Here is a 16,211-nt window from a genome sequence, read left to right as displayed (position 1 = left end):
ATTTGGAAAAATCCCCAGGTAGACTGAAAAGGCCTCTGATGTTTATGCATGCCCATGCAAATCTCTCTTCTAAGCTCCCAAAATAACGTCCCAAACCGGCTTCGTATGTCCGCCCGGATACAATACGTAAAGCAGGACATAAACGACAACTCCCGTAATGGCCGTAATAAACCAGATGGTCGCCGTTACCCTTCCCCATTTCCGGTGCTTCGAGAATTTCTCCCTGAATGCAAGCACCAACGTCGTAATCCCAAATACCGCTGCGACCGTCGCAAGGGTAATGTGGAAGATGAGGAAGATTTGATAGTACACTTTAAGTTCATCCGATCCGCCCCAGGAAGTGTTTCCCACGAATGCGGTTCTGGATACATAAATGATGAAAAAAAGGAGCGCCGCAACGGCACCGAGAATCATCACTTTTTTATGGGCTTCGCGTTTTCCTTTAATAATGAGCCCCCAGCCAATCGCCACCAAAATCGCACTGATGACAATAAACGACGTGCTGATCGTCGGCATCAGCGTATATAAATCCATCGAAATCCTCCTTACCTCACAAAAACGGGCATCTTACACCCGGTTCAATGAACCCTCGTTAAACTCGGCGGGCGTAATGTCTTCTTCCTTATTCTCGGCACGATACCAGCGAAAAAATACTCTCCCCAGCATCGATGCGAAAATAAACTCCTGAATGAACTTCATGACGATGCCGCCTACTTGCTGATCGACTTTCGTGCTCATGATGTTAAAGAAGGTCGGACCGCCAAACACCTGCAGCAGCTTCGACGGATCGCCGGACACGCAGTATCCCATCGCCTCCGCCCATACATTCGGATCGCTGAACGTGGCATACATCGGCTTCGCCGAAAAAATGATCAAACCGCAGGCCGGCGTCAGAAGCACCATGTTCAGGAAAATAAAGCCGGTTTTGGCAAGCCCCGACGTTTTGTCCTTTTCCGGCAGCGGATTGATCAGCGTCCACCACATCAGGATCGCGGCGATAAACAGCACCAGATAATAAAGACGGTGCACGGCAAAATGCAGCATGACATAGTCATGGATCGCCGGGAAATGATAGAAAGAAAACAACCCGTTAAACACAATCGCGGCCACGATCGGCCGGGCCAAAAAGCCAAGCTTCTTGAACGGGTTCACCTTCAAAATCGCTCTCCACAACCATGTCGGAATCCCCATCATTAAAAGCGGCGGCGCCACCAAATAGGAGAATGCCATCGTCGTCATATGGAACGTAAACATCAAATGCCCGAGCAGACTGATTGGACCGCCTTGAGCAAGGTATAAAACCAGCATACCGCAAACGAAGCTGATTTTTTTGCTTAATGGGACGGGTTCGCTGCCTGCAAACCTCTCGCTAAGCGGTCCGATCACGACGAAATATGCGGCCGTTACGAGCAGCATAAACGCCAGAAACAGCGGACTAAACAATTCGCTAAAGCTAAAATATTCTAACCCCAGCATGTAAAAACCTCCTCTCAAGCGGTATCAGTTCTGTCGAATTTGTGACAACTGCCTTCCATTGAAAAAAGAGGGGGCAAGTTAGCCCGCCTCTTTATCTATTTTACCACCAAACCCAGTACAATGCCGTCACGATGGCTGTACCGGCTACGAAAAATCCACCGATCATAAAGATGATGGGGATCATATGTCCCCGGTCTTTCAAGTGCATCCAGTAACCCATTTGCACCAGAACCTGAAGCACTGCCATAACCAGGAGCAGCAGCACGGTAAACGCCGCGTTGACTCCACCGGCCATGACGGCCGCGAAGGCAATGGCTGTCAGAATGATGGAGAAAATGAAAACGATGATATGCTTCTGAGGTCCTTCATGGCGCTCGCTGTGCTTCACGATGCCATGATTCGCCTGATGATCTGTCGTCATATCTTAGCCCACCTTCCCGAGCAGGTAAACGACCGTAAAGATGAATACCCAAACGACGTCGATAAAGTGCCAGTAAATGGCCGACACATAAACCTTCGGCGCCGTTACGACCGTCAAACCTTTTTTAAAGAGCTGTCCAATCAGAATGGAAATCCAGAGCACCCCGAACGCAACGTGTGCGCCGTGGAAACCGACAAGCGTATAAAACGCCGAACTGAATGCACTGGTCGTCATGCCGAATTTCTCGGCATTGACGTATTCGGCAAACTCGTAAATCTCAAGGAAAAGAAAGCCCAGGCCCAAAAGCACCGTAATGGCCAGCCATACGCGAAGCGCAGCGACCTTGTGGCGGTGCATCGCCTGTACGGCGAACACGCTGGTCAAGCTGCTGACGAGCAGGATCAATGTCGCTGCCGCCGTCATCGGCAGTTGGAAAAGCTCGCTTGCGGTTGGACCTTCATTCGTTTGATTGCGAAGCGCAAGGAAAGTCGCGAACAGGGTACCGAACAACACGGCCTCTCCGCCAAGGAAGAGCCAGAAGCCGAGCACTTTATTGCGGCCTTCTAACGTCGCCTTTTCCGGTTCGTGCGGCAAAGCGCCTTCTGTATGCGTTGCACTCATGCTTTTACCCCCTCTTCCTCCAGCTCTTCTACTTCGATGTGCCAGCCGTGATCGTCATACAAGGAACGAAGCAGCATGGAACCGAAAGTGATGACCAAACCGATAATAACAACGATCCAATTGTTGAAAATAAAGCTCATAAAAGAATTCGAGAACTGTTCTTTGCTGAACATGAATCCCAGACCGGCAATGAAAATGCCGACGGACATGACGAAAGGCAAAATCGTTGGCGACGGCATGTGAATCGGACCGAGCGGTTCCGCAGGCGTCATCTCTTTGTTGCCGGCCATTTTTTCTTTCCAGAAAGCATCGATGCCGCGTACGAGCGGAATTTGCTTGAAGTTGTATTCCGCCGGCGGGGACGCGATGGTCCATTCCAGCGTACGTCCGTCTTCCCACGGATCATTGGCAACGCCTTTCGGCTTCGCCGCAGTCGCAAACGCGTTGATCAGGAAGACAAGGATGCCGATGCCCATCAGGATGGCGCCGATCGTACTTACCAGGTTCAACGTGTCGAAATGCTGGTTAGGCAGGTACGTGAATACGCGGCGCTGCATACCCATCAAGCCCAGGAAGTGCTGTACAAAGAACGTCAGATGGAAACCGATGATAAAGAACCAGAAAGAAATTTTGCCGAGCGTTTCGTTCAGCATGCGGCCGAACATTTTCGGCCACCAGTAATGCAGACCCGCAAGCAGGCCGGATACGAGACCGCCTACGATAACGTAGTGGAAGTGGGCAACGACGAAATACGTGTCGTGGAACTGGAAGTCGGCGGGAGCCGATGCCAGCATAACCCCGGTTACCCCACCCATAACGAACGTCGGAATGAATCCGATCGCAAACAGGTTCGGGCTCGTGAAACGGATTTGACCGCCCCACATCGTAAACAGCCAGTTAAAGATCTTAATACCCGTAGGCACGGCGATGAGCATCGTCGCAATCGAGAACAGCGCGTTCGCTACCGGGCCGAGGCCTGTCGTGAACATGTGGTGCGCCCAAACCATGAAGCCCAGGAAAGCGATCAGGATCGTGGCGAATACCATCGAGCTGTAACCGAAAAGACGTTTCCGCGCGAATGTCGGTATAACCTCGGAAATGACGCCGAATGCCGGCAGGATGAGGATATACACTTCAGGGTGACCAAAGATCCAGAAGATATGCTGCCAAAGAACGGGGTTACCGCCATTGGCGACTTCGAAGAAATTGGCGCCCAAAATCCGGTCGAACGAAAGCAATACCAGACCTACCGTAATGGCAGGGAATGCAAACAAAATCATGGCGGACGTAATGAAGGACGTCCACGTAAACATCGGCATTCTCATGAAGGACATGCCAGGCGCGCGCATCGTGATGATGGTCGCCAGGAAGTTGATGCCCCCGATCAGCGTACCGAGACCGGCAATCTGAAGACCGACGGTATAAAAGTCGACGCCGTGCGACGTGCTGTAAGTATTTGTCGATAGCGGGGTATATGCTGTCCAGCCCGCATCTGGAGCTCCACCCATAATCCAGCTCAGGTTAAGGAGCAAGCCGCCGAACAGGAATGTCCAGAAGCCAAGAGAGTTCAGAAACGGAAACGCAACGTCCCGCGCCCCGATTTGCAACGGAATAACCGCGTTCATCAGCGCAAAGATGACAGGCATAACGCCCAAGAAGATCATCGTCGTTCCGTGCATCGTAATCAATTCGTTAAAGGTTTGCGCCGAGACGAAATCATTCATCGGCTTAATCAGCTGCAGCCGGATCAGAATCGCTTCGATACCGCCGATCGCGAAAAACAAACCGCCGGCCAGCAAATAAAGAATGGCTATTTTCTTATGGTCGACTGTCGTCAGCCAATCCATCAAGCCCTTATGGCGCTTGACACTATGAGCATGAGCCAAGGTTGGTACCCCCTCTTATAAAAATCTTGCTGTTGATATCGCTTAGTAATTCAACTTGTAGTTAGCCAAGTAATCGGCAATGCCATCGATTTGTTCGTCTGTCAGACCCAAATCCTTTGGAGCTGGCATTTTGTTGCCCGGTTTCACGGCTTGCGGATCTTCAAGCCATGTTTTGAGGTTTTCCTTAACCGGTTTGCCTCCGTCTTGACCTTCGTTCAGCAAGATACCCGCAACAGATTCACGCGAACCGATGCCGGTAAGGTTCGGGCCCACCGGACCGCCTTGGTCACCTACAGCATGGCAAGACAAGCAAGATTTTTTGAACGTTTCGGCCAAAGCTTGGTCTTTAGGCAGAACCGCAGGCGCTTTCATCGCGGTCACCCAATTTTTGAAAGATTCCGGACTTACCGCCTTGACCTTGAATTCCATCAGACCGTGCGAAGCGCCGCAAAGCTCGGCACATTTACCGCGGTAGACTCCTTCTTTGTTTGTGCTGAAAGCGAACCTGTTGATCGTTCCGTCCGGGTTCGTGTCCATTTTACCGGATAAGGACGGCACCCAGAAGGAGTGAAGAACGTCTGCCGTTTTGAGTTCGACGGCCACGTTTTTGCCTGTTGGGATCATCAGTTCCTGGGCGGTTTTCACGCCATATTGCGGGTATTCGAACTCCCACCAGTATTGGTGCGAAGTGACCTTCACCTGCAAGGAATTCTTATCGTTGTAATGATCGTCGCCAAAGGCAAAAATCTTTTGAACGGTCGGAACGGCGAGAATAAATACCAAGATAAGCGGAATAACCGTCCAGATAACCTCCAGTTTGAAGTTTCCTTCCACTTGTTTCGGTACTTCCGTTTGTCCCTTTTTCCTGCGGAACTTAATCAAAACGTATACCGCAATTGCAAACACGACGATCAGGACGACGATCATGATCGTGATCGAGAGCTTCATCAAATCGTACTGTCCTTCCGCCACAGGCCCCTGTGGTCGTAATGCCGACAAGTCCTCGCGGCCGCACCCGGCTAAAAGCAGAGAAAACACTGCGAGCAAGGGAAGAAGTCGCTTTACAGCCTGCCACCGTTTCATCATTGATCTACCCCACTTTGTACTTTTTCACAGGCGCCCGCCTTCAAGAAACATGCTATGCGCGGTTCATACCTGTGCAATAACGGATGAAATGCTACTGTCAACTAAAACAATCACCTATTTAATATAAGTTTAAGGTAATATTTTGTCAATGATTCTGACCTAGTTCACAAATTGTTCGAAAAGTCCCGAAAGTCGCGCCACGCAAGCATTTGCAATCGTTTTCGACCACGCTCTCCCCCCCGTTCCTCCCTCCGGTTTGCAACCTTACCATTCCCTTTTCGTATACCCATTTTTCATTCCTTTCATTCATATTTATCGGCGTTTGCGTTCATGAACTTGTCACCAAATCGTCAAATTTCAACACGGCAAAAAAAAAGAAGCCTCTCCGGCTTCTTAAGCGGTTAAAATGTACGGCCCTTCCGCTGTCACCGCGACCGTATGTTCGAACTGCACGCCGCAGGTGCCGTCCGCCGTCCGGATGGTCCAGCCGTCGCCTTCCCATAAAACGGCTCCCGTGGAGCCCAGCGTGAAGAGCGGCTCCACCGTAATGACCATGCCTTCGACTAGGCGGACTCCATCCCCGCGCCTGCCGTAGCTGGGCACGTCCGGCGGCTCGTGCAAATGCATTCCGATGCCATGACCCCCGAGCGGCCTGGCGACGCCGAACCGGCCCTTTTTCGCGCATTTTTCGATCGCATACCCGATATCGCCGATGGTTTGGCCGACCCTGGCTTGATCGATGCCGGCAAAAAGCGCCTGCTCCGTCCGCAGCATCAGCCTCTGCAGGGGTCTGCTTAGCTTCCCCACCCCGTAGCTCCAGCCCGAATCGGCAAGCCAACCGTCTTTGTTGACGACGATATCGATGGTAACGACATCCCCTTCCGCCAGCGGAACGTCGGTCGGAAAACCGTGGCAAACGATATCATTGACGGAAGAACAGATCGCGTATGGAAACCCCCGGTATCCTTTTTGCTCCGGAACGGCGCCCTGTTTTGCGAGAAATTCCTCGACGAAGGCGTCGATTTGAAGCGGAGTGACTCCCGGAGCGATCATCCTTGAAATTTCACGGTGGCACGCGGACAGAATGCGCCCTGCTTCGCGCATATACCCGATTTCTTCCTTGCTTTTCAAACGGATCTCCATGCTGCTGCTCCTTTCGCCTATGCATACTGCCATCCGGATCGGATGGTACACTATATGCGCCGACAGGGGCATTCTGCAGCAGGTCTACAAAAAAAACCGTATTCGGCGTGAAGTTCATTCACAGAATACGGTTAAGATTTTCGCGAGTGTAATAGTGATTTTGCCAGTGATTAAGAAACGGAAGAATTCATTCTTCCCAGCTCATGTTCTACAACCGAGGTGAGTTCCTCTTCGTATCCTCCCATAATATGGTACTTCCGGACATATTCCTTCACAAATTTCTTCGGATCTTTTGGCCGGAAAATCCGTGTCATTTCCCGCAGACTTTCTTTGACTTCGTTGTGACCTTTCGTTGCCATGATAGTTCCCTCCCAAGACACTTGAATGGATTGCTCCAATTAAGAGAATGCCGAAAAGACCTTACCTGACATCAAGAAGTAGTCGTATGCAGTTATTTAGGTTTGGGCTGAACGCTCCCGGCTGCTCGCTTCAAGGATCTGTAATGGTACATACCCTGTAAAAGCGTAAACTGAATCACTCCTTTCATTGTATCATATTCTTTCGAGGAAAACAGCTTTCCAAAAAAATGAATAGATTAACGTTTTTTACCTGCTGGACAAACGATATTAAAAAAATCGTTCAGGCCTGCGAAGACGTGCTTAAAAATCCTTGTCTAATTAATCATCGGCAGATCGGGTTAAGTTCATAATAAGGGTAGCAGTATATGAGATACCATCTGGCTTATGGAGGTGATCCCAATGCCGCCGTCGACCGCTTCCCATTTGGGCGAAACGGGCCGCAACGCCTGCTTGCTCGACCAAGCCGACGCAAAAATAATCGAAGCTTTCCCGAAAATGCGGAGCTTCCTGGTCACCCGGAGCGGAAAGCTCGTGTACGAAAAATACTATAACGGTCATGCCGCCGAGTCGCTAAACGACCTCCGGTCCGCGACCAAAAGTTTCACCTCCGTCTTAATCGGAATCGCATCCGGACACGGGCTGCTGCCCGGTCTGGACGAGCCGCTGCTCGGACTGATCCGGCATTATGCCCTCCAAGATGTGGATCCTGCCTTGCAGCGGTCTTTGACCTTGCGCAGGCTGCTCACGATGACCACCGGACTCGCCTGGCAAACAGGCAAAAAGCTCGGGGAACCTTTCATTCGGCGGCTGCATCGCGGCAAACGCTGGACGGCTTTTGCCCTTTCCCTGCCCGTTGTTCCCGATATGGTCGGCCGTTTTCAATACCGCAGCATCGATACGCATCTGCTGTCGGTCATTTTGAGCGAGTGCACGGGGATGGACGCGTACGCTTTTGCCAAAAAGAATTTGTTCGAACCGCTGGGCATTAAACGTTCGGCCTGGCTAGCCAGTCCGGAAAACCACAGCATGGGGCATGTCGGCCTGTTTCTTACGTCACGCGATTTGGTCAAGTTCGGCATGTGCTGCCTTCAAGGGGGAAGATGGGAGGACAAGCAGGTCATACCTGCCTCCTGGCTTTCCCAGGCGCTTCGGCCCCAGGTCGAGGGATATCCTGCTTTCGGCGATTACGGGTTCGGCTGGTGGTGCGGCAAAATGAACGGCCAAACGTTCAGCTGCGCGCATGGGCACGGCGGACAGCAGTTGTACCTGTTCCCCGAAAAGGAAGCCGTTGTCGTGTTTACGGCGGACAGCAAGGTAAGCCGCTGGAAAAATCCGCGTCCGCTCCTTCAGGAATTTGTTCTGGGAGCCGTCGACCAGCCTTTCGCGCAGGATAATCCCGCTCCCGTCAGGGAAACTTAAAAAAGCCTGCCTGCGATTACAGCAACATTTCAACAGCGACGAAGGAGGACTTATTCATGAAAAATAAAGACAAGGCCATGCTGCCGATCTCCCGCGAGGAGGTAGAAGTGGACGGGGTATACACCAATGAATGGGGCCGCGAAGAAGTGCTGCACCGGGGCGATGACTTTCCTTCGGACCCGATGCTCGGGACGACCGAATGGCAGCTGAGTGAATTTCTTTTCGACAACCATCACGAAGGCCGGACGGATCCTCGCCTGGTGCCCAAAGAAGACGACACCGACAAGATTGGAAAAATTACGCATCCGCGCAGACAACAACAAGGCGGGGACCCGCAATAACCATAAGGAAAAGCATCCTGCTTCCAGGATGCTTTTCGCCTGTTTGCTTCATAACTTGTCTCAGCCGGACATATGTTTAATACAACCATCCCGCGAGAAGACAAGGAGTGTGCAAACCATGTCCCCTTTTTTCAAATCGTCGACGGGCCTACCCGAAAATATCGCCGCCTCGCTTTGTTACTTGTTCGCTTTTATCGGCGGCATCGTATTCCTCGCCTTGGAGAAGCGAAGCCGTTTCGTCATGTTCCATGCCCTGCAATCGGTACTCGCCTTCGGCGCCGTCATGATCGCCCATGCGCTATGCGGCTTTATCCCCCTGATCGGACCGCTCATTGCCGGACTGCTGTCCATTTTAACGCTCGTGATGTGGATCGTCCTTCTATTCGCCTCGTTGCAGGGAAAATGGCTGAAGCTGCCGTGGATCGGCGATTTGGCCGAAAAACAGCTTCATCGCCTGTAAACTTCCCTTCGCCCCCGGGTCATTTTTCGGGATTCCCTTTTGCCCTCATACTTCTTACAATAAAGCAAAAGGTTCTTTGAGATGACTTGGGGGAGACAGCAATGTATTTGTTCGTTATCAATAAAAAGGCGGGCAACGGCCAAGGCTACCGCGCCTGGATTAAGATCAGGGCTGTTCTGGACGCGCGTTTGATACGCTACCGCTACGTATTTACCGAAAGCTCGAGCCACGCAGAGGACGTCATCGCCGCGATGCTTTCCGAACCCGAGCCGTGGCTTGGCGTGGCCGTCATCGGGGGCGACGGCACGATTCACAGCGTCCTGCCGGTGCTAAAGGAATTCAGGATTCCGCTGGCCGTCATTCCGGCCGGATCAGGAAATGATACCGCCCGCGGCTTTGGCATTCCGCATGATCCGCTGTCCGCCCTCGACATCATGCTTGGGGGACGAACCCGAGCCGCCGACCTGATCGCGACCGCAAACGGGCTGACGCTGACGGCGCTTGCCATCGGTTTTGACGCGCAGGTGGCCGAAAACGTCAACGCCAGCCTCTACAAAAAGATTTGCAATGTTTTCAGGGTCGGCCGCGCCGCTTATCTTGTCGGCATCCTGCACACGCTGCTGACCTTTAAGCCCTGCGGCGTCACCGTGACCTGCGACGGCAATACAAGCACGTACCAAAACGCTTGGCTGACGGCCGTCTCCAACGTCAAAAGCTACGGCGGCGGACTGCATATTTGCCCGGAAGCCCATCCGGGCGACGGACAGCTCGACGTTTGCATCGTGCACGGCTGTTCCCGGCTGCAGCTTCTGCGGCTGTTTCCGACGGTGCTCACCGGACGGCATGTCCGCCTTCCGTTCGTGACGTTTCTGCGCGGCAAAGCCGTGTCCGTCGCATTCGACCAGCTGCGGCTTGCGCTCGGCGACGGAGAAAACATGTCCGAAGGGACGTTGGACATTACCGTACAGCCAAATGCCCTGCAGGTGTATGCCGTTTAATTCGTACGAATCCGTAATTATCGTTGATAAGAAAAACGAACGTCCAACGACGTACATTCACAGAAGACGACCGCGCTTAGCCGAAATTCCCCTTAAGGTATAAGGAAGCAATCGCTACGAAACTTACACATATCTTCAAAAAAAGGACAAGCCGCTTATGCGGCATGTCCTTCTTTTATGGCAGCGTCCTTGGAGCTCGGGAGCGAACTTCCTTTAAGTCCGTTAAACAACAGGTTCAATACGATGGCGGTGACGCTTCCGGCCACGATGCCGTTATCGACAAGAATGCGGGCCCAGTCCGGAAGGGCGGCAAACAATTCGGGATGAACGCTGACGCCGAGTCCCATCCCGACCGAGCAGGCGATGATAAACAGGTTTTCGAACTTGTTCAGGTCCACCTGTCCTCCCAGCATCCGGATGCCGGAGGATACCACCATGCCGAACAAGGCCACCATTGCCCCGCCCAGCACGGAAGTCGGAACGAGCTGCGTCAACGCCGCGATTTTCGGAATAAAGCCGATGACGATCAGAATTCCTCCGGCGACCACGATCACGTCTCTCGTTTTCACGCGGCTCATTTGGACGAGGCCGACGTTTTGCGAATACGTCGTGTACGGGAAGGAGTTGAACAGTCCCCCGAGCACGATGGCGAGACCTTCGGCGCGATAGCCCCGCGCCAAGTCCTTCGAGGAGACGTCCTTGTCGACGATTTTACCGAGCGCCATAAAAACGCCCGTCGATTCCGCGATGCTGACGATCGATACCAGGATCATCGTGAGGATCGCGGATGCATGGAAGGTAGGCGTTCCGAAATAAAAAGGTCTGACCGCATGGAACCAGCTCGCTTCTTTCAGCGGCGTCAAATCGACATGTCCGGCCATCGCCGCGACGATGGTGCCGATGATCAGGCCGATCAGAACCGAAATGGATCGGATAAAACCTTTGGCGAAGCGGTTCATCAAAACGATGAACAGCAGCACGCCGAAGCCGAGCCCGAGGTTCAGCAGGCTTCCGAATTCCCCTGCCGCTTTCGCAGCGTCCCCGCCGCCGAGATCGTTCAGGGCGACCGGAATCAGCGTGACTCCGATGACCGTAACGACGGACCCGGTTACGACCGGCGGGAAAAAGGCGATCAATTTGCCGAACAATCCCGAAAACAATACGACGAACAGGCCCGATGCGATGATCGCGCCGTAAATGGCGGACACGCCGTCCTTCAACCCGATGGCGATCATCGGCGACACCGCTTGGAAAGCGCAGCCGAGCATCACCGGCAATCCGATGCCAAACCATTTGTTGCCCCATACCTGAAGCAGCGTTGCCAGGCCGCAGGCCATCAAATCGATCGAAATCAGGTAAGTCAACTGCTCCGTCGTAAAGTGGAGCGCGTTCCCGACGATCATTGGCACGATGACCGCGCCGGCATACATGGCCAGCACGTGCTGTATGCCCAACGAGAACGTTTTGAAAGGATTTCTCAATTTCGTCCGTTCCATACGGAATTCATTCCTCCCGAGTTTTTTCTATATTGTCTTTTAAGACTCAACCCAACTCACGAATATTTTAGGCTTTCCTTACGCAAACGTAACCTTGCCGTTGTCGAGGGCGGCGATTCTGACGAGCGATTCGACATGGTAACCGGCTTCCTTCAGCAGGCGGCCGCCCGGCTGGAACGCCTTTTCGATCACGATCCCGATGCCGGCGACTTCCGCCCCGGCCTGCTCCACGATGCGCGCCAGACCAAAAGCCGCTTCTCCGTTCGCCAAAAAATCGTCGATGATCAACACGCGTTCCCCAGGCTGGATAAACTTGCGGGAGACGGTAATTTCGTTCGTTTCCTGCTTCGTGAAGGAAAATACTTTTTCCACGTAAATGTCCTCCCGAAGCGTCAGCGATTTTTGCTTGCGGGCAAAAATGAGCGGCACCTCCAGCTCAAGCGCGGTCATGATGCCCGGCGCGATGCCCGAGGATTCGATCGTCAGGACGCGGTCGATTTTTTGCCCCGCAAACAACCGTTTGAATTCTTTCCCGACTTCCTTCATAAGCACCGGATCCATTTGATGATTCAGGAACGAATCGACCTTGAGCACTTGATTGCTGAGCACGATCCCCTCATTTAATACTTTTTCCTTCAACAGCTGCATTGTTTTTCTCCCTCCAAATTTCTTAAAGCCTTTTGCAAATACGTCAACGGACGCTCCATGCGGATCGGCCGGGTGTGTCGGCAATCAGGCGAATTTTGCAAAATTCCGACGTTTAAATGACGAAAAAAGCCCGCCTCTTCCGGGAACTGCCATGTCCTGGCAGAACGCGAAACTGTGCGGACTTACGGTAAACAAACGAAAAGACGCCGGACGTTAGCCCGGACCGCTTGTTATTCCCGTAGTCCGATCATTCCGGTGATCGGGTAGAGACATGCAGGCCCATTCCTGCACATATACGAGAAACCTGTGAAAACACGAAAATATATAGACAATGCATGAAGTATACCGCAAAACCGGGCCAAAAAGAAAGAGGTATTTGATGGAGAACGCGAAAAAACGCAAAAAAACGGCCGATTCTGCTGATTTCGCCGCAAATCTCGTTTATACTTTAGAGGCATGTTCCATACTGAAAGAGTAGATAGATTCGAAGAATCGGAGGGGAAACGCTTTGAAAGGCTTTATAAAAGAATTCAAGGAGTTTGCAGTTCGCGGCAACGTGGTTGACCTGGCGGTCGGCGTCATTATCGGGGGCGCTTTCGGCAAAATCGTCACGTCGATCGTCAACGATATCGTTATGCCGCCGATCGGGCTGCTTTTGGGGGGCGTAAGTTTCGGCGAACTGATCATTCCGCTGAAGCCAAATCTAACGCTGAACGGAAAACCCATACACACGCTGGCTGAAGCCAAAACAATCGGCGCGCCGGTTATCGCGATCGGCCAGTTCATCAACGTCGTGCTCGATTTCCTGATCGTGGCTTTTTGTATTTTCTTGCTCGTTAAAGGCATCAACTGGCTGAAACGGGAGAAAAAAGAGCAGGAGGAGCCGGAAAAAACGACGAAGGAATGCCCGTATTGCTTATCCGAGATTCCTTTGGCCGCCACCCGCTGCGGGCACTGCACTTCGGTTCTCGACGCCGAGCCGGAACGCGGGTAGAGCCGTTCCTTCGGCGCCGCCATATGGGAAACCGCCGGCTTACAAGCCGAGCGGTCTTTGCGGCATCAACGTGGTGATGACTTTTTTCAAATCCCGGTCTTCGGTGTATTTGGCTTCCCCGGTGTCCAGCTCGATGACCCGAATGTGGTCGAACTTCTGGCCGGCCGCCGTGGGCGTAAACAGCAGTTTGTCGGGATCCGCCAGCGCCACGTGGTAATTCATGTCCTTAAACATGTCGATCAGCTGCCCGGTATCCGGCTTTTTGCCTTTGTCGACGAAAAGCAGCCCGCGCAGCCGCTTGGTTTCCTGGCCGCACTTGACTTCAAAACGGACGATGCATTCCATGTCGTTCTCTCCTTTTTTATACTATCAATGTCATACGTTGATCCACTTATCAGAACCCGGAGGTGGTTTCCAACCATGAGCCAGGAATTATTCGATATTTATGACGAACAGGACCGCAAGATCGGTACCGCGCCCCGGGATGAAGTGCATGCCAAGGGTTATCTCCATCATTCCTTCCACTGCTGGATCGTCAGGGATACGCCGGAAGGGCGCTGCATTTTGTTTCAAAAGCGGCAAAACACCAAGGATACCTTTCCGGGCCGCTTCGACATTACGGCAGCAGGTCATCTTTCCGCGGGGGAAACCGTCGAAGATGCCGTCCGCGAAGTCGAGGAGGAGCTCGGCATTCCCGTCCGGATGGACCAGCTGACCTCCCTCGGGACGATCGATCATTTCGCGACGGGCACGGCCGGCGGCAAGTCGTTCATCGACCGGGAAAAATGCTTCGTTTACGCGCTTCTGCTCAATGTGCCGCTGACCGCGTACCGTTTGCAGGAAGAGGAGGTCGCGGGTCTGTACGAAACCCGGCTGGACGACGCCATTGCGCTGTTCGAAGGCAAAAAGGACTCCATCTCTGCTGCAGGCATTGCATCATCCCGCGAAGGGCAATCCGCTCCGGAGATGGTCGCCGCTACGTTAAGCATACATCAATTCGTGCCGCATAAATATGACGATTATCTCCATGTGTTCAAAAAATTAAAAAATCTGCAGCCTCACGCCACCTGAGCGAGCTGCAAAACGATGAAACAAAAGGGCGCCGGGCGGCGTCCTTTTTCTTTTACCTGAATCTATGAACTTCAAGAACGTTTTTCTGTTAGGCGTCCTTCGGATTTTCCGGCCCGACGTATTTGTCGTAAATCCGCTCATACCGCGGACCGTAACGTTCCGACAGCTCTTCGCCGATATCCTGCTCCAGCTCGTAGAGCACCATTTCCTGCGTAAAATGATTCAGCAGCAGCTCCACCATCACCGGATGCTCCGTGACCAGCCCTTGCGTCGTGCTGTCCTCCCCCCGCATGCCCAGCATGCACCAGCGGCGGTCGATGACGAACGAAAACCGGCGCCCCGGCGCGGCCCCGTCCTTCCGCTGCCCGAACGACATCCATGGAAGGGGACGGTTGGCCGTCTCCTCGTTCATGCAGGACCAGAGCAGCTTCACGCCGCGTCCTTCAGCTTCCTCCAGGCCGTTCCTGACAAGCGCCGCTTCTTCGCGCCAGACGTCGACGACGATTTCGTGCTCGGCCCGCTCCATCTCGCGATTCAGCATTTCCAGCACATTCCGGTCGCCCTCCACGCTATAAAACGGTTGTTGATCCGATTCCACCCGCGGCATTCTCGTCTCGATAAAAGCAAGCGACTCCTTGACCTGTCCGGAGATCATCCGCGTCAGCTCTTCGGGCTTCAGCATACTGTAGCGGACCGGCTCCCCGGCGCTTCGGCGCAAAAATCCATGCTGCGCAAGGCGCTGCAGGGCGGCGTATACGTTGGATCTGGAAACGCCGAGCCCTTTTGCCACCTCGTAACCTGAGGAAGGGCCTTTGCCGGCCAACTCCACCATAATTTTTGCTTCCATTTCGGTGAAGTTCAAATTCCGCAGATGCTGTAGCAATTGTTCCATTCTTCTGTCCTCCCAAGCTGCCAAACCCTTACTTTAGTCATTGAATGATTTATATAATTAACTTTAACCTGCGTTAAATTTGTTCCGCGCCGCAGCGTGGGCACCATTTCGACCCCTTCGGCAGATCGGCACGGCAAATTTGGCATTTGACCGTATCGCGCTGGGATTGGCCGGCTCCTGCTTCGGCGTTTCCGTCATTGTTTTCTTTCCAGAAGCGAATCCGCTGGTCCAGCTCCATCTGGCGTTCCCGCTCCCGCTCCAGTTCCTCCGCTTGACGGCGTTCCCGCTCATCCGCAAAGATCTCTTCGTCTTCCGGCTCTCTCCAGTCCTTGCCTCCCGGAAAATCGTACAGACGCTCCGACGCAGCGCCGACCTCTTCCCTGTCGAACGCCAGCTCGAATTCAACGTCATCCTCTTCCTTGACGATCGGCTCCCTGTAAATTTTGGTTTCGCCGTAATCTTCGTCTTCGAACGAGGCCGTCTGCGGTTTGCGGCTTTCGCCGCGCGCTTCCACAGGCGCTTCTCCCTTCAGGCTTCTGCCGCAGGCAGGGCAGAAATTGGCATCGAGCGCCACCGTACGGCCGCATTTGCACAGCTTTTCGTTTTTCAGTTCCGCCACCCGGGCCCGAAGCTGTTCGATCTCCTCCTGCAATTCGTCGCAGGCTTTGCAATGCTTAAGCATCTCTTTTTCCGCCAGCGTCATGTCCTCTTCGCTGTAGCCTTCATAAAAAACGCGCCCCATTTCGATAAAATGAAGCTCCATATCTTTTTCGATATCGGCAATTTGGCTGTTCAGCTTACTGATTTCAACCGCTCCCTGGGCCTTTTCCGTCGCACGGTTTGCCCCATCCTTAAGCCTCTGCAAAATTTTCATTGATTTCTCCTCCAGTTTCCAAGTGA

At 53.1% G+C, this 16,211-nt stretch carries 19 protein-coding genes and 1 riboswitch; of the genes, 6 read left to right on the top strand and 13 right to left on the bottom strand.

What is annotated here, in order from left to right; all coding sequences use genetic code 11:
* Nucleotides 1-69: 69 nt before the first annotated feature.
* The 8 genes from RJP21_RS02445 to RJP21_RS02410 form a co-directional block, all read right to left on the bottom strand.
* Nucleotides 70-534, bottom strand: a complete 465-nt coding sequence (locus tag RJP21_RS02445; RefSeq protein WP_310857941.1) for a DUF420 domain-containing protein — start codon at nt 532-534, stop codon at nt 70-72.
* A gap of 33 nt (nt 535-567) precedes the next feature.
* On the bottom strand, nt 568-1,476 hold the full coding sequence (ctaG, locus tag RJP21_RS02440) for a cytochrome c oxidase assembly factor CtaG (RefSeq protein ID WP_310857940.1): 909 nt from the start codon (nt 1,474-1,476) through the stop codon (nt 568-570).
* Between the two features lie 100 nt (nt 1,477-1,576).
* Nucleotides 1,577-1,897 carry a cytochrome C oxidase subunit IV family protein gene (locus tag RJP21_RS02435; protein ID WP_310857939.1) on the bottom strand — a complete coding sequence of 107 codons (321 nt, stop codon included), beginning with the start codon at nt 1,895-1,897 and terminating at the stop codon, nt 1,577-1,579.
* Nucleotides 1,898-1,900: 3 nt separating this feature from the next.
* Nucleotides 1,901-2,518, bottom strand: a complete 618-nt coding sequence (locus tag RJP21_RS02430; protein ID WP_310857938.1) for a cytochrome c oxidase subunit 3 — start codon at nt 2,516-2,518, stop codon at nt 1,901-1,903.
* Nucleotides 2,515-4,365 (bottom strand): cytochrome c oxidase subunit I, encoded by a 1,851-nt coding sequence (gene ctaD, locus RJP21_RS02425; protein WP_310858121.1) that lies wholly within the window; start codon nt 4,363-4,365, stop codon nt 2,515-2,517. The genes RJP21_RS02430 and ctaD overlap by 4 nt, the downstream gene beginning before the upstream one ends.
* 81 nt (nt 4,366-4,446) lie before the next feature.
* On the bottom strand, nt 4,447-5,490 hold the full coding sequence (gene coxB / locus RJP21_RS02420) for a cytochrome c oxidase subunit II (protein WP_160038922.1): 1,044 nt from the start codon (nt 5,488-5,490) through the stop codon (nt 4,447-4,449).
* 393 nt (nt 5,491-5,883) lie between these two features.
* A complete protein-coding gene (map, locus tag RJP21_RS02415; protein ID WP_310857937.1) occupies nt 5,884-6,633 on the bottom strand; it encodes a type I methionyl aminopeptidase in 750 nt (249 codons plus the stop codon).
* 170 nt (nt 6,634-6,803) lie between these two features.
* Complete coding sequence (locus RJP21_RS02410) at nt 6,804-6,992, bottom strand: hypothetical protein (protein ID WP_036651115.1); 189 nt, start codon at nt 6,990-6,992, stop codon at nt 6,804-6,806.
* Between the two features lie 399 nt (nt 6,993-7,391).
* Here RJP21_RS02410 and RJP21_RS02405 point away from each other — a divergent pair, with 399 nt between their 5' ends.
* The 4 genes from RJP21_RS02405 to RJP21_RS02390 all read left to right on the top strand — a co-directional run bounded on the left by RJP21_RS02405 (nt 7,392) and on the right by RJP21_RS02390 (nt 10,210).
* Nucleotides 7,392-8,411 (top strand): serine hydrolase domain-containing protein, encoded by a 1,020-nt coding sequence (locus tag RJP21_RS02405; protein WP_310857936.1) that lies wholly within the window; start codon nt 7,392-7,394, stop codon nt 8,409-8,411.
* Between the two features lie 56 nt (nt 8,412-8,467).
* A complete protein-coding gene (locus RJP21_RS02400) occupies nt 8,468-8,752 on the top strand; it encodes a transposase (RefSeq protein ID WP_160038928.1) in 285 nt (94 codons plus the stop codon).
* Between the two features lie 118 nt (nt 8,753-8,870).
* On the top strand, nt 8,871-9,212 hold the full coding sequence (locus RJP21_RS02395; protein ID WP_160038930.1) for a DUF4870 domain-containing protein: 342 nt from the start codon (nt 8,871-8,873) through the stop codon (nt 9,210-9,212).
* A gap of 101 nt (nt 9,213-9,313) precedes the next feature.
* Entirely contained in the window at nt 9,314-10,210 is an 897-nt protein-coding gene (locus RJP21_RS02390) for a diacylglycerol/lipid kinase family protein (RefSeq protein WP_310857935.1), read from the top strand.
* Nucleotides 10,211-10,365: 155 nt separating this feature from the next.
* On the opposite strand, the gene RJP21_RS02385 is transcribed toward RJP21_RS02390, so the two are convergent.
* Entirely contained in the window at nt 10,366-11,706 is a 1,341-nt protein-coding gene (locus RJP21_RS02385; protein WP_310857934.1) for a nucleobase:cation symporter-2 family protein, read from the bottom strand.
* Between the two features lie 78 nt (nt 11,707-11,784).
* A complete protein-coding gene (locus RJP21_RS02380; protein WP_160038935.1) occupies nt 11,785-12,354 on the bottom strand; it encodes a xanthine phosphoribosyltransferase in 570 nt (189 codons plus the stop codon).
* A 219-nt stretch (nt 12,355-12,573) separates the two neighbouring features.
* Nucleotides 12,574-12,673: riboswitch (purine riboswitch) on the bottom strand.
* Nucleotides 12,674-12,862: 189 nt separating this feature from the next.
* On the opposite strand from RJP21_RS02380, the gene mscL reads away from it, so the two are divergent.
* Nucleotides 12,863-13,348, top strand: coding sequence for a large-conductance mechanosensitive channel protein MscL (mscL, locus tag RJP21_RS02375; RefSeq protein ID WP_310857933.1), 486 nt, complete (start codon nt 12,863-12,865; stop codon nt 13,346-13,348).
* A 39-nt stretch (nt 13,349-13,387) separates the two neighbouring features.
* Here mscL and RJP21_RS02370 read toward each other — a convergent pair whose 3' ends face one another.
* On the bottom strand, nt 13,388-13,693 hold the full coding sequence (locus RJP21_RS02370) for a hypothetical protein (protein WP_160038939.1): 306 nt from the start codon (nt 13,691-13,693) through the stop codon (nt 13,388-13,390).
* A 75-nt stretch (nt 13,694-13,768) separates the two neighbouring features.
* Here RJP21_RS02370 and RJP21_RS02365 point away from each other — a divergent pair, with 75 nt between their 5' ends.
* Nucleotides 13,769-14,419: an NUDIX hydrolase gene (locus tag RJP21_RS02365; RefSeq protein WP_310857932.1), complete on the top strand. Its 651-nt coding sequence runs from the start codon at nt 13,769-13,771 to the stop codon at nt 14,417-14,419.
* A gap of 88 nt (nt 14,420-14,507) precedes the next feature.
* On the opposite strand, the gene RJP21_RS02360 is transcribed toward RJP21_RS02365, so the two are convergent.
* Nucleotides 14,508-15,311 (bottom strand): TrmB family transcriptional regulator, encoded by an 804-nt coding sequence (locus RJP21_RS02360; protein ID WP_310857931.1) that lies wholly within the window; start codon nt 15,309-15,311, stop codon nt 14,508-14,510.
* A gap of 73 nt (nt 15,312-15,384) precedes the next feature.
* Nucleotides 15,385-16,185: a zinc ribbon domain-containing protein gene (locus tag RJP21_RS02355; RefSeq protein ID WP_310857930.1), complete on the bottom strand. Its 801-nt coding sequence runs from the start codon at nt 16,183-16,185 to the stop codon at nt 15,385-15,387.
* Between the last annotated feature and the right edge of the window lie 26 nt (nt 16,186-16,211).

Source organism: Paenibacillus sp. VCA1 (assembly GCF_031583795.1).
GTDB classification, from domain to species: domain Bacteria; phylum Bacillota; class Bacilli; order Paenibacillales; family Paenibacillaceae; genus Paenibacillus_AQ; species Paenibacillus_AQ albilobatus.
The sequence above is the reverse complement of the archived record's forward strand: the minus strand, read 5'-3'. Positions and strand labels throughout refer to the sequence as shown.

Bases quoted from the DNA above. Each gene is read 5' to 3' on its own strand.
- RJP21_RS02355 (WP_310857930.1), bottom strand. From the start codon at position 16,185: ATGAAAATTTTGCAGAGGCTTAAGGATGGGGCAAACCGTGCGACGGAA.
- ctaG (WP_310857940.1), bottom strand. From the start codon at position 1,476: ATGCTGGGGTTAGAATATTTTAGCTTTAGCGAATTGTTTAGTCCGCTG.
- RJP21_RS02430 (WP_310857938.1), bottom strand. From the start codon at position 2,518: ATGAGTGCAACGCATACAGAAGGCGCTTTGCCGCACGAACCGGAAAAG.
- RJP21_RS02445 (WP_310857941.1), bottom strand. From the start codon at position 534: ATGGATTTATATACGCTGATGCCGACGATCAGCACGTCGTTTATTGTC.
- RJP21_RS02385 (WP_310857934.1), bottom strand. From the start codon at position 11,706: ATGGAACGGACGAAATTGAGAAATCCTTTCAAAACGTTCTCGTTGGGC.
- map (WP_310857937.1), bottom strand. From the start codon at position 6,633: ATGGAGATCCGTTTGAAAAGCAAGGAAGAAATCGGGTATATGCGCGAA.
- RJP21_RS02380 (WP_160038935.1), bottom strand. From the start codon at position 12,354: ATGCAGCTGTTGAAGGAAAAAGTATTAAATGAGGGGATCGTGCTCAGC.
- RJP21_RS02410 (WP_036651115.1), bottom strand. From the start codon at position 6,992: ATGGCAACGAAAGGTCACAACGAAGTCAAAGAAAGTCTGCGGGAAATG.
- ctaD (WP_310858121.1), bottom strand. From the start codon at position 4,365: ATGGATTGGCTGACGACAGTCGACCATAAGAAAATAGCCATTCTTTAT.
- coxB (WP_160038922.1), bottom strand. From the start codon at position 5,490: ATGATGAAACGGTGGCAGGCTGTAAAGCGACTTCTTCCCTTGCTCGCA.
- RJP21_RS02400 (WP_160038928.1), top strand. From the start codon at position 8,468: ATGAAAAATAAAGACAAGGCCATGCTGCCGATCTCCCGCGAGGAGGTA.
- RJP21_RS02435 (WP_310857939.1), bottom strand. From the start codon at position 1,897: ATGACGACAGATCATCAGGCGAATCATGGCATCGTGAAGCACAGCGAG.
- RJP21_RS02395 (WP_160038930.1), top strand. From the start codon at position 8,871: ATGTCCCCTTTTTTCAAATCGTCGACGGGCCTACCCGAAAATATCGCC.
- RJP21_RS02360 (WP_310857931.1), bottom strand. From the start codon at position 15,311: ATGGAACAATTGCTACAGCATCTGCGGAATTTGAACTTCACCGAAATG.
- RJP21_RS02370 (WP_160038939.1), bottom strand. From the start codon at position 13,693: ATGGAATGCATCGTCCGTTTTGAAGTCAAGTGCGGCCAGGAAACCAAG.
- RJP21_RS02390 (WP_310857935.1), top strand. From the start codon at position 9,314: ATGTATTTGTTCGTTATCAATAAAAAGGCGGGCAACGGCCAAGGCTAC.
- RJP21_RS02405 (WP_310857936.1), top strand. From the start codon at position 7,392: ATGCCGCCGTCGACCGCTTCCCATTTGGGCGAAACGGGCCGCAACGCC.
- RJP21_RS02365 (WP_310857932.1), top strand. From the start codon at position 13,769: ATGAGCCAGGAATTATTCGATATTTATGACGAACAGGACCGCAAGATC.